Source organism: Streptomyces sp. NRRL B-24085, from assembly GCF_001282115.1.
Taxonomy (GTDB): Bacteria; Actinomycetota; Actinomycetes; order Streptomycetales; family Streptomycetaceae; genus Streptomyces.
In genome coordinates, this window is the sequence record NZ_LJBR01000248.1 from 1 (window position 1) to 12,375 (window position 12,375).

Below are 12,375 nucleotides of genomic sequence, written 5' to 3' on the forward strand. Positions count from 1 at the left end.
CCGCGCCGCCCCCGCGACTCCTACGCCCTGTTCCTGCTCCCCGGCGCCCTCGCCTTCCTCGCGGTCATCGTCCTGCCGTTCGTGATGAACACGTATGTGAGCTTCACGGACTGGCAGGGCGTGGGCTCCCCCGAGTGGTCGGGGCTCGCCAACTACCGCGAGCTGGTGGACGACTCCGAGTTCTGGGCGTCCTTCCGGCACAGCCTGTTCATGGTCGTGGCGATGGCGGCGGTCCCGACCGTCCTCGGACTGGTCCTCGCCGCCGCCCTGTTCGACTACGTCGGCAAGCACTTCGGCACCCGGATCGCGGCCGTCCTGCGCGCCTGCTTCTACCTCCCCCAGGTCCTGCCGATCGCGGTCGCCGGCATCGTCTGGAGCTGGATCCTCGCCCCCGACAACGGCTCCCTCAACGCCCTGCTCAAGGCGGTCGGCCTCGGCAGTTGGCAGCAGGACTGGCTCGGCGACCCCGACCTCGCCCTGTACAGCGTCATGGGCGTCATGGTCTGGGTCCAACTGGGCTTCCCGCTGGTCGTCTTCATGGCCGGGCTGCAACGCGCCGACCCCCAACTGGCCGAGGCCGCCGAGCTGGACGGGGCCGGCTGGTGGCGCCGTTTCTGGCACATCACGCTGCCGCAGATCCGCCCGGAGATCTACGTCGTGCTGACCTGGTGCTCGATCGCCGCGCTCAAGGTGTTCGGCGCGGTGTACGTCCTGACCAAGGGCGGACCGGGCGGGGCCACGAACGTGCCCTCCTACTTCTCCTTCACCACGTTCTTCGAGAAGACGCAGGTCGGCTACGGCGCCGCGATCTCCACCGTGCTCACCGTCATCATCCTCGCGCTCTCCCTGATCGGTCTCAAGCTCCAGGAGAGGAGCGACTCGTGACCACCGCCCTGCGCCGCTACCCGGTGCTGGTCGCCCTGTGCCTCGCGGCCCTGTTCATGGTCGTGCCGTTCCTCATCGTCACGGTCAACGCCTTCAAGTCCCCGGCGGAGTACGCCCAGAACGGCCCCCTCAGCCTCCCGGACGGTCTCTACACCGACGGCATCAGGGACTTCTGGGAGCGCGTCGACTTCGGCCGGAAACTCGTCAACTCGGTGCTGATCAGCGGCTCGGTGGCGGTGCTCGCCGTGGTCCTGTCGGTCCTCAACGCCTACGCGATCGGCATCGGCCGCATCAAGGGCCGCACCTGGGTCCTCGCCTTCTTCGTGCTGGCGAACATGCTGCCGCAGGAGGCCCTGGTCTACCCCGTGTACTACCTGAGCAAGGAAGTCGGCCTCTACGACACCAGGTTGAGCGTGATCATCGTGTTCACGGTCATCCAGGCGGCCTTCGGCACGTACCTGCTCTCCGCGGTGCTCGGCCAGTTCCCCCGCGAGATCCTGGAGGCGGCCCGGATCGACGGTGCGGGCAGGTGGCAGGTCCTGTGGCGGATCGTCGTCCCGGTCAGCCGCCCCACCCTCGGCGTCCTGCTGGTCTTCTTCTTCATCTGGACCTGGAACGAGTTCCTGCTCCCCCTGGTCATGCTGATCTCCAACGACAACCAGACGGTGTCGGTGGCCCTCGGCGTCCTCCAGGGCCAGCGTCTGATGGACGCCACGATGACCAACGCGGCCGCCCTGCTCGGCGTACTCCCCGCGATCGTCTTCTTCCTCGTCTTCCAGCGAACCCTCACCCGCGGTATCGCCGTGGGTGCCGTGAAGTAAGGACCCCCTCAGATGAAGTTCACCGACGGCTACTGGCTGCTGCGCGAGGGCGTCACCGCCGACCACCCGGCCGTGGTCCACGAGGTCGTCGCGTCGGACGGCGGCCTCGAGATCCACGCGCCGTCCCAGCCCATCCGCCACCGCGGCGACCTGTTGAAGGGACCGGTCGTGACGATCAGCGCCCACGCCCCGATGCCCGACGTCATCGGCATCACCTTCACGCACTTCGAGGGCGAGCAGCCGGACCGTCCCGAGTTCGTGCTCGCCCGGGAGGAGTTCACCCCGCACAGCGGGTCCGACGAGGACTTCGCGACCCTGACCTCCGGTTCCCTGTCGGTCCGCTTCGCCCGCACCGGCCCGTGGCAGGTCGACTTCCTCGCCGACGGCCGGGTCCTGACCAGCAGCGGCACCAAGAACATGGGCATCCTGCGGGACGCGACCGGGGCCCACTACCTGCGCGAGCAGCTCAACCTGGCCGTCGGCACCTCGGTGTACGGCCTCGGTGAGCGCTTCGGGCCGCTGGTGAAGAACGGCCAGGTCGTCGACATCTGGAACGCCGACGGCGGCACGGCCACCGAACAGGCCTACAAGAACGTGCCGTTCTACCTCACGGACGCGGGCTACGGCGTCTTCGTGGACCACCCGGGCAAGGTCTCCTTCGAGGTCGGCTCGGAAGCGGTCTCCCGGGTGCAGTTCAGCGCGGAGACACAGGAGCTGACGTACTACGTCATCCACGGGCCCTCCCCCAAGGAGATCATCCGCAAGTACACGGCCCTCACCGGCCGCCCGGCCCTCCCGCCCGCCTGGTCCTTCGGCCTGTGGCTGTCGACGTCCTTCACGACGTCGTACGACGAGGAGACGGTGACGTCGTTCATCGACGGCATGAAGGACCGCGAACTGCCGCTGTCCGTCTTCCACTTCGACTGCTTCTGGATGCGCGAGTTCAACTGGTGCGACTTCCAGTGGGACCCGCGGGTCTTCCCCGACCCGGAGGGCATGCTCGCCCGGCTGCACGCGCGGGGCCTGAGGGTCTCGGTGTGGATCAACCCGTACATCGCCCAGCGGTCCCCCCTGTTCGCGGAGGGCAAGGCCCTCGGCCATCTGCTGAGGCGCCCCGACGGCAGCGTCTGGCAGTGGGACCTGTGGCAGCCCGGCATGGCCCTGGTCGACTTCACCAGCCCGGCGGCCCGCGACTGGTACGCGTCCAAGCTGGAGGCGCTCCTCGCGCAGGGCGTGGACTGCTTCAAGACCGACTTCGGCGAGCGGGTCCCGCTGGACGTGGAGTGGTCCGACGGCTCCGACCCGGAGCGGATGCACAACTACTACACCTACCTCTACAACCGGACCGTCTTCGACGTGCTGCGCAAGCACCGCGGCGAGGAGGAGGCGGTCGTCTTCGCCCGCTCGGCGACCGCGGGCAGCCAGCAGTTCCCGGTGCACTGGGGCGGCGACTGCGAGGCGACGTACGAGTCGATGGCCGAGTCCCTGCGCGGCGGCCTGTCCCTCGGCCTGTCGGGCTTCGGCTTCTGGAGCCACGACATCGGCGGCTTCGAGGGCACCCCGAGCCCGGCGCTCTTCAAACGCTGGCTCGCCTTCGGCCTGCTGTCCTCCCACAGCCGGCTGCACGGCAGCTCGTCGTACCGCGTCCCGTGGCTCTTCGACGAGGAGTCCGTGGACGTCCTGCGCCACTTCACCCGCCTCAAGCTGAGCCTCATGCCGTATCTCTACGAGGCGGCGCGCACCGCCCACGCCGAGGGCGTGCCGGTGATGCGGGCGATGGTCCTGGAGTTCCCGGACGACCCCGGCTGCGCGCACCTGGAGCGCCAGTACATGCTCGGCCCGGACCTCCTGGTGGCGCCCGTGTTCAACGACTCCGGGGAGGTCTCGTACTACGTCCCTGAGGGCACCTGGACCCACTTCGTGACCGGGGAGACGGTGACCGGCCCGCGCTGGGTGCGCGAGAAGCACGACTTCATGAGCGTGCCGCTGCTGGTACGGCCCGGCGCGGTGATCCCGGTCGGCGCGGTGCACGACCGCCCCGACTACGACCACGCCGACGGGGTGACCCTGCGGGCGTATAGCCTGGCTCGGGGCGAGCAGGTCACGGTACGGGTCGGAGAGGTCGCCTACACCGTCGTACGCGAGGGGGACACGCTGCGGGCGTCCTGCGGCGACCCGTCGGCTCCCTGGAGCCTGGCGGACGGGGACCGGGTGGCGCGGGCGCAGGCCGGTACCGGCTTCCTCTCCCTGGAGCTGGGCTGATGGTGAAGATCACCGATGTGGCGCGGCGGGCCGGGGTCTCCCCCAGCACCGTCTCCTACGCCCTCAGCGGCAAGCGCCCGATCTCCGAGGAGACCCGGCAGCGGGTCGAGGACGCCATCCGCGAACTGGGCTACCGCCCGCACGCCGGCGCCCGCGCCCTGGCCGGCCGGCGCTCCAACGTGCTGGCGCTGGTGGTGCCCTTACGCACCGGCATCCACGTCCCGACCGTGATGCGGTTCGCGGTGTCGGTGGTGACCACGGCCCGGCGGTACGACCACGACGTGCTGCTGCTGACGCAGGAGGAGGGCGAGGAGGGGCTGCACCGGGTCGCGGACACGGCACTGGTCGACGGCCTGGTCATGATGGACGTCCAACTGGACGATCCCCGGCTGCCGTTGCTGCGCACGCTGGACCTGCCGTCGGTCCTGATCGGCCTCCCCGCCTCCTGTACGGGCCTGACCTGCGTCGACCTCGACTTCAGGGCGGCGGGCGAGGCGTGCGTGGAGCACCTGGCCCGGCTGGGCCACCGCTCGGTCGCCCTGGTCGGCTCACCGCCGGAGGTCTACGTCCGCCGCACGGCCTTCGCCCAGCGGGTGGTCCAGGGCTTCACGGCCGCCGCGGACCGCGCCGGCATGTCCTCGACGGTCCTCCCCTGCGAACCGGACGCGGCCCGCACGACCGCCGAACGACTCCTGCGCGAACAGCCGGCGCTGACGGGGGTGGTCGTCCACAACGAGGCCCTGCTGGAGCCCCTCCTCGACGCCTTCGAACACCTGGGCCTGTGCGTCCCGTCCGACCTCTCCCTCACCGCGATCTGCCCCGACGAACTCGCCGACTCGACCCGCGTCCCGATCACATCGGTCTCCCTGCCGTCGGAGGAGCTGGGCGAACGCGCCGTGGAACTCCTGATGAAGCAACTGGCGGGGACGGCAGTACCGGAGTCGACACTGCTGCCGCCGCGGATGGTGGAGCGGGCGAGCACGGGGCGTCGGACGGTTCCGTGAGACGCCGACGCAGGCGTACGGAGAGGGCCCGTACTCGGTCGAGTACGGGCCCCTCTAGGCGCGTCCGCCGTAGGTGACGGTCCTGGCCGGTCCCGCTTCCCGGGCCACTCGCGCTGCCAGGTCACGGCCCCGCAGGCGGAGCGGGTACGGCGGCGTGTCGTGCTCGTCGAGAGACCAGTGCAGTCGCCGACATCCCCAGCAGACGAACTTGTCGGTGTCGTACGCGTCGTCCCAGTAGCGCACCTCCCACTGGGGTCCGAGGTACCGGGCCAACGCCTGGGCGACCTCCAGTCCCAGCTTCGCGTGCCTGCGCAGGTTCTGCCGGGACGCCCCTGCCCCGGGCCGAGCCCGCGCCCAGGCGGACAGCCGCCCGGCCAGGGGATCGGTCAGCCCGAGCCTTGGGTCGTCGAGCGGCACGGGGCGGATGAACCGGTCGGCATCGGCGTCGTCGGCCGGGAGATGCAGGGGTGAGTCCTCTCCCCGGGCACGGACGAGCAGATGGCCTGGTGCTCGCACCGAGGTCATGCGGGGTCCGCTTCCATGACGGCCACCATGGCACAGGGACGGGCACACGTGACGAGGGCCCTGCCGTCCACAGGATGCGGACGGCAGGGCCTCGGCCGTGCCGCTAGTCGCCGTCGACCAGGAACTTGACGTCCTTCACCACGAACTCACCGTAGTGGAGCGCCGATCCGATGCCTTCGAGCCTCTTGTACTGCTCCTCGGACAACGATGCTCCAGAGGTGTACGCGACCACCCTCAGCAGCACCCGCAACGCCAGGTCCGGTGTGCAATGGTGCGCGCAGTCGACCAGCGCCCGGAGCACCTCCTCTGTCAGGAACCCCATCCGCTCGATCTCCGCGACCACCTCGTCCCGGTGGGCGAGGCCGTCCTCCGTGTCGGCTCCGGTGAGCGGCCGCGGTGCCTGCGCCCGCGCGGCCAGCCAGGTGTCGCAGACGTCGACGACGGTCCGCGTCCACTCGGCTCCCGTGGTCCGCCCAAAACCTATGCCGTACTGCGTTCCGGCGTCCCACAGCACCTCCAACGTCTGCGACGGCAGGCCGTCGAGAAGCGTCAGGGCGTCGCGGCGCACGGCCAGGGTCTCTTCGCCGGCCCCCTCCGGCAGGTGCCGTGCGACCAGCTCGGCAGGAGTGTCCGCCTCGTAGGTCCAGTCCTGGTGGAAGAAACCCAGCACCCACGAGATGCCGAAGTCGAACTCGGTGAATCGCTGCACAGGGGTCGACCTCCTTACTTCGGGTAACAGGTCTGCACGAAGTAGCCCAGCGGGTGTTTCGGGTCGCCCGGCCTCCGGTCCACCCTCACGAGCTTGATGAAGAACCCGTTGCCGGTGGCCTTGGGAGCGGCGCGACCGTTGTCGTAGTAGACCGTACCGAGGGAGTTGTTCCGTCCGAACGTGCCCGACCAGGTCAGTTCGTTCGTCCTGTTCTCCGCCATCCACCTGCGGATCTGGTTCGCGTTGTTGGCCAGGGCGTAGTCCACGACCTGCTGCGCGGTCTGCTGGTCGATGAACACGCTGTTGGGCGTGTCACGGCCGCTGTCGACCGTCTTGCGGTGCGCGATGGCCTCCGCCTCGGCCTGGTTGGGCCGCACATGGTCCTTCAGGGTGTGCGCCTGCCCCGGGAAGCTGGCCTCGTCGAAGACGAGGTCGCTGCAGTTGTGGACCAGGACCGGCGTGCCGCCCGCCACCGCGTAGAACGTGTGCAGTCCGGACACGGTCAGGTCGTACACGGTCTGCGGTTCCGAGGCGTAACGGCCGAGCACCGCGGTCACCGTGCGCATGCTTCCCGCGGGGGTGCGCAGGCTGTCGGCGGGGCGCAGGTCGGACGCGAGGGTCCAGCCGCGGCCGTGGACGAAGAACCGGTGCCCCGGGGTGCTCGTCAGGCTTCCACCGCCGGCCAGGGTGATGTCCACCAGGTCGTCGGAGGAGTGCGAGAAGGTCCGGGTGACCGGCTCGCCCCGGGTGCGTCCCGTGTCGGGGTCGGTGGCCAGAAGCCGGTCACCGAACCGCACGTCACGGATGGCCTTGCGGCCGCCGTCGGCGAGGACGACCTGGGTGCCGCCGGGGAAGCTGTTGCGGATGCAGGCGGTGCGCGCCTCCTCGTACGTCCGGGCGCTGCGCTCGATGGCGGCCAGCGCGCGGGCGTCCACGTCCAGGGCCCGCAGGGCCTTCAGAGCGTCGGAGACCCCGATGCCGGTGCGCATCGCGGCGTCCACCGCACGGATCGCCTCGGTGATCTTCGCGATCGGTCCGCCCAGCGGCAGCCAGGTGGCGGCCCAGGCGCAGTCGCCGTAGCTGCCGCCGTCCTGGGCGTTGGTGATCTTGTGATAGCAGCCGGTGAAGTCACCGATGATCGAGTCGAAAATGCCCTTCCACAGGTCCTTGGTCGCCTGCCACGAGGAGATCTTGACCTTCTTGCTCAGGTCCGTGAACGTCTTCGTCTTCAGGAACTGCGTGTCCCCGGCGGGACAACCGGACTCGGTGGCCGGCACCTCCGGGTTCAGGCACAGGTAGTAGCTGACGGTCGCGTCGAAGTGGACCTCGAACACCAGGTCACAGGGGAGGCGCGAGCAGTCGTCCGGCAGCCGCTGCGGGTCCCCCCGCTGCTTGATGTCGTCGATGACCGAGAAGACCCCGCCGATCCCGGTGCCGGCGCCCGCCTGAACCTGGCTGTTGGCGTCGTTGCGCGCCGCCTGGTCGGCCGCCTGCTGCGCCGACTCCGCGTACTTCTGCGCGTCCTTCGCCGCCTGTTCCGCCGCCGTCGCCTCCGCGTCGGCCCGGTCGGCCGCCGTGCGGGCGTCCTTCGCGGCCTGTTCGGCCTGCGCCGCCGCCGAACGGGCGGCTTCCGCGTCGAGGGCCGCCTGGTCGGCGGAGGAGCGGGCGTCGGCCGCGTAGGTCTCGGCGCGGTCGGCCGCCTGGTCGGCGGCGGCCGCGTCCTCGGTGGCCTGGCGGTCGTACTCCTTGGCCCGGGCGAGGGACGCCTGGGCGTCGGCCGCGTACTGGGCGGCCTCGGCGGCGTAACCCAGCGCCTCCTTCGCCGACTTGCGGGCGTCGGCCGCGAACCCGGCGGCCTCCGCCGCCAGCGTGTACGCCGCCTTCGCGTCACCGGTGGCCGCGGCGGCGAGGCTCGCCGCCTGGGCCGCGTTCTTCTGCGCGTTGGCCGCGTGGGCCTCGGCGACCGCCCGCTGCTGCTCGGCGATGGTCTTCGACGCCTGGCCCGACAGGACGGCGAGGCCCGCCGCCGAGTCGGTGGTGACGTACGGCGCGCCCAGCTGGATCGCGTCGTTGGCCGGGGCGGCGACCTGCTGGGCCGCGTTGCCGGCGTCCTCCGCCGCCTGGGCGGTGGTGTAGGCGTGGCCGGCGGCGTCGGCCGCACCGGCGACCGCCTTGGCGGCCTCGGCCTTCGACGCGTCGGCCTGCTTCATGGCGTCAGCCGCGTGCTTCTCGGCCTCGTCGGCCAGCTTCACGGCCGTACGAGCGGCGGAGGCGGAGGCCTCGGACGCCTTGATGGCGTCGGCGGCGGCGCTGGTCGCGGTACGGACGGCCGCGTCGGCCCGCAGCTTGGCGGCCTGGGCCGCGTCGGCGTCGGAGCGGGCCCGCCGGGCGGCGGCCTCCGCACGGGTGGCTGCGGCGTCCGCGTCGGCGGCGGCCTGGGTGGCCGCGTCCGCCTCGGAGCGGGCCGAGCGCGCGGCCGACTCCGCGTCGTCGGCGGCGGCGTCCGCCTGGTCGGCTGCGGCCCGGGACTCCTTGGCGTCCGACTCGGAGTCGTGGGCCTCGGCGTAGGCGTCCTTGGCGTCGGCCTTGGCGCGGGCCGCGTTGGCCTGGCTCTCGGCGTCCCATGCGTCGTCCCGCTTGCCCTTGGCCCGGTCCCGCGCGGCCTCGGCGTCCTGCCGCTTGGCGCGGGCGGTGGACTCGGCGTTCTCCGCCCGGCCCTTGGCCTCCTGGGCGGTCTGCGCGTACCCCTGCGCGTTCTGCTTGTGCTGGGCGGCCTCGGCCTGCTTCTGCGCGGCGGTCTCCTTCTCCGCCTTCGCCGTCGCCGCCTCGGCCTCCGCCGCGAGCCGCTTGGCGTGCGCGTCGGCGGCCGCCGCCTTCGCGTCGGCCTCGGCCTTCTGCGTCTCGGCGAGCTTCGCCTTCGCGAGGTCGCGGGCGGCCTTGGCGGTCTGCGCCTGTACGGCGGCCGCGTCGGCGGCGGCCTTCGCCTGCGCCCGGGCTTCGTTCGCGGCCGCGGTACGGAAGGCGGCCTTCGACTGCGCGGCCTGCGTCAGCGCGCGGGCGGCGATGGTGGCGCTGTCCCCGGCGGCGGCGCGGGTGGCCGCGTAGGCGGTGTCACCGGCCTTGGCGAGCGCGTCCAGCGCGGCCGACGACGCCTTGGTGACCTGTGCCTTCTGCTGCCCGACGAGCAGGCCGCGGCCGCGCGGGGCACCCGCCTTGTCGGCGATGCCGTACGCCGCGGTCAGCGCGGTGTCCGACGTGGTGGCGGCCGTCTTCGCCGCCGTGGCCTGGGCCTTGAGCAGGTCGACCTGCTTCTTCGCCTCGGTCTGGGCGGCCGTGATGCCCTGCTTCGCCTTGTCGAACTGGGCCTTGGTGGGGTAGTCGAGGTCGTCGTCGGCGCCCTGGTGCCCGGACGGGACGATGTCGAACTGCTGCGGCGCCTTGCCCGTGCAGTCCCACATGCGGCCGTCACGGCTGTTGTTGTAGTCGGCGAGGTCGAGGCAGTTGCCGGTGCCCGGGTTGTAGAGCCGGGTCGTGCCGTGGGTGCCGTACTGCCACTTCTGCGAGGCCCCGGTGCCGCAGGTGGAGATCTGCACCGGCGTGCCGTTGGCGCTCGCGCCGCCCTTGACGGTCAGGCACTTGCCCGAGTTGGGGTTGACCAGCCGGTCGGCGTCGATCTGCCACTTCTGTCCGGCGCTGCCGTTGCAGGTGTAGATCTGCACGGGCGTGCCGTTGTCCTTCTTGCCGCCGGCCACGTCCAGGCACTTGTCGGTGGCCCCGTGGGCGTGCACGACGAACGGGCTGGTGCCGATCCAGCCCGGGCCGCCGGCCGACCAGTAGTCCTGCCAGCGGACCAGGTGGTCGGCCCGCCAGGACAGTCCGAGGAGTTCGCTCAACGCCTTGGAGCCTGCGGCGAGGGCCTTGGTGGCGCTCTTGTTCGCCGTCAGGATCTGGTTGCGCGGGCCGGCCTGCGCGGCGATCTCCTGCTGCCACTCGGCGGACGCGGCGGCGACCTCCTTGCCGAGCACCTTGTTCGGGTCGACCGGGGTCCGCCAGGCGCAGGAGGCGAACCGGGTCTTCAGGTCCTCGACGGCGATGCGGTACTCGACGCTGCCGGGCTCGGGCGCGGTGCGCGGGAAGCCGCCGTACGAGAGGAAGAGCCGGGCGTTGTCGGCGGAGGTGGGCTCCATCGACCAGTTCACCAGGCGGTCGTAGGCCTGGTGCTCCTCGTACTCCTGATTCCAGTCGGGCGCATTCGGATCGGGGGCGCCTCCGTACAGGGGATCACCCAGGCTCTTGACCGCCTTGACGGTGGCGTCGTCGGCCTTCGGCGTCAGGTCGCGGTAGAAGTCGCCCTCGCTCTTCCAGAACTGCTCCCAGATCCACTTGGAGATACCGGTCTGCTCGAAGAAGTTCGGGCGGTTGTCACCGCTCGTCCCGGGCGGCCATTCGAAGTCGGCCTTCGACTGGAAACCGCTGGGCGTGGGCAGCCCCGAGATCTCGAAGTCCCGGATGTGGTCGTAGAGCGCGGATCCCTCCTTGTCGGCGGCGTCGCGGTCCTGCTTGAACGCCGTCGACAACGGAGTCGCATTCCAGTACTCCCGGTTCGCCGCCGTGTGCAGTTTGTCCGGCGGCTGATTGAGCCCGTCCTGGGCGACGCCGAACATGGCCGGCCCGCCCATCCGCAGCGTCTCGCCCAGCAGGCACTGGTCCTGGCGGAGCTGTTCGGCTGCCTTGGCGTCGAAACCGTCGTAGCTGTCGCCGCTGTCCGAGGTGGTGGCCGCGGAGACCATGTCCTTGGCCGCGTACCGGCTGATCAGGTCCGGCTGTACGGCCACCGACCCGAGCAGGGTCACGGCGACCGCGGATGTCAGCAGTGGCGTCAGGAGCCCGGAGCGCGCCCGGGCATGCGTGAAGAGCCGATGTCTCGGCATGGTGGCTTGTCCTCCCCGTGGCGACGGTGTTCCCCCGGTCGCCGTTCGACGCGCCCTGTGGCGGAGTGGTCGGCTCCGTCCGGCGCGGCGTTCACCTTAGACATACATGTCGGGTGCAGGACAAGAGTTTTCCGGGTTACATGTGAGCAACGTGTGAAGGCCGGGGCGGTCCGGATACTCCGGACAGGCATGACAAAGGCCCCGCTGCCGTCGAGCAGCGGGGCCTTCGCCCACATGGGGTGGTCCCCGGAGGGACGAGTGGAGATGGCGGGAATCGAACCCGCGTCCAACGGTGCAGAACCAGGGCTTCTCCGTGTGCAGTTCGCTGCGATTTTCTCGGCCCCGGCGATCACGCGAACAAGTCGCCGACGGGCCCAGTCACTGTTTGATTTCCCATTGAACCCCGTGACCGGGCTCAATGGTTTAGTCCCCTAGATTATGCCAGGATCCGGGTCGGGAACACTCCCGGGCTGACACCCGTTAGGGCCTTCGCTCACTGCTTATCAGGCAGCGAGGGCGAAGACGCGGGAATCGCTCTTGGAATTGGCGATTATTGGTTGCGACATATGGTTTACGAGATCATTGCCGCTTCCTCGACACGCTTCCCCTGCCTCAACAGCCGCTGTCGAAACCGATCATCCCCATGTTGTGTTTTCAATGCGCCCACCGACCGCGGCCGGTGTTGACTCCATCGTACGTGACCAACGCACGCCGATGCCACCGTATTCCCGGCGGCTCGCCCTACTGGGCCCGCTGCCTCCGCTTGACCGCCGCGATCGCACGGTCCGACTCCCGCCGGTCCTGCTTCTCCCGCAGGGTCTGCCGCTTGTCGTACTCCTTCTTGCCTCGCGCGAGGGCGATCTCGGCCTTGGCCCGGCCGTTGCTGAAGTACAGGGCGAGGGGCACGATCGTGTGACCCGTCTCCTGGGCCTTCGTCTCCAGCTTGTCGATCTCCTCGCGGTGCAGCAGCAGCTTGCGCTTGCGGCGCGCGGAGTGGTTCGTCCAGCTCCCCTGGCTGTACTCGGGGATGTGGGCGTTGTGCAGCCACGCCTCACCGCCGTCGATCTGGACGAACCCGTCGGTGAGCGAGGTCCGCCCCTGACGCAGCGACTTCACCTCGGTGCCGGTGAGCACGATCCCGGCCTCGTAGGTGTCGATGATCGCGTAGTCGTGCCGGGCCTTCTTGTTCTGGGCGACCAGCTTCCGCTTGCCCCCCTTCTCCCCGTCCCGCGCCTTGC

General features: G+C 70.5%; 8 protein-coding genes and 1 other RNA gene. 4 read left to right on the forward strand and 5 right to left on the reverse strand.

Annotation, left to right across the window (positions count from 1 at the left end; genetic code table 11):
* From AOJ26_RS25565 to AOJ26_RS25580, 4 genes are all read left to right on the forward strand, one after another.
* Positions 1 to 885, forward strand: an 885-nt coding sequence (locus AOJ26_RS25565) for a carbohydrate ABC transporter permease (protein WP_053850698.1), incomplete at its 5' end; no start/stop codon positions are given.
* On the forward strand, positions 882 to 1,706 hold the full coding sequence (locus AOJ26_RS25570) for a carbohydrate ABC transporter permease (RefSeq protein WP_053850699.1): 825 nt from the start codon (positions 882 to 884) through the stop codon (positions 1,704 to 1,706). The genes AOJ26_RS25565 and AOJ26_RS25570, both read left to right, overlap by 4 nt.
* Positions 1,707 to 1,718: 12 nt before the next feature.
* Positions 1,719 to 3,968, forward strand: a complete 2,250-nt coding sequence (gene yicI / locus AOJ26_RS25575; protein WP_053850700.1) for an alpha-xylosidase — start codon at positions 1,719 to 1,721, stop codon at positions 3,966 to 3,968.
* Positions 3,968 to 4,972: a LacI family DNA-binding transcriptional regulator gene (locus tag AOJ26_RS25580; RefSeq protein WP_053850701.1), complete on the forward strand. Its 1,005-nt coding sequence runs from the start codon at positions 3,968 to 3,970 to the stop codon at positions 4,970 to 4,972. Before yicI ends, AOJ26_RS25580 begins: the two co-directional genes overlap by 1 nt.
* A gap of 54 nt (positions 4,973 to 5,026) precedes the next feature.
* Here the strand turns inward: AOJ26_RS25580 and AOJ26_RS25585 are convergent, their stop codons facing one another.
* The 5 genes from AOJ26_RS25585 to smpB form a co-directional block, all read right to left on the reverse strand.
* Positions 5,027 to 5,497 carry a hypothetical protein gene (locus tag AOJ26_RS25585; protein WP_053850702.1) on the reverse strand — a complete coding sequence of 157 codons (471 nt, stop codon included), beginning with the start codon at positions 5,495 to 5,497 and terminating at the stop codon, positions 5,027 to 5,029.
* A gap of 103 nt (positions 5,498 to 5,600) precedes the next feature.
* Positions 5,601 to 6,206: a hypothetical protein gene (locus AOJ26_RS25590; RefSeq protein ID WP_053850703.1), complete on the reverse strand. Its 606-nt coding sequence runs from the start codon at positions 6,204 to 6,206 to the stop codon at positions 5,601 to 5,603.
* 14 nt (positions 6,207 to 6,220) lie between these two features.
* Entirely contained in the window at positions 6,221 to 11,137 is a 4,917-nt protein-coding gene (locus AOJ26_RS25595; RefSeq protein ID WP_053850704.1) for a ricin-type beta-trefoil lectin domain protein, read from the reverse strand.
* Positions 11,138 to 11,393: 256 nt separating this feature from the next.
* Positions 11,394 to 11,780: a transfer-messenger RNA gene (gene ssrA, locus AOJ26_RS41305) on the reverse strand.
* 98 nt (positions 11,781 to 11,878) lie between these two features.
* Positions 11,879 to 12,375: SsrA-binding protein SmpB (gene smpB / locus AOJ26_RS25600; RefSeq protein ID WP_053850705.1), on the reverse strand; the 497-nt coding region annotated here is incomplete at its 5' end.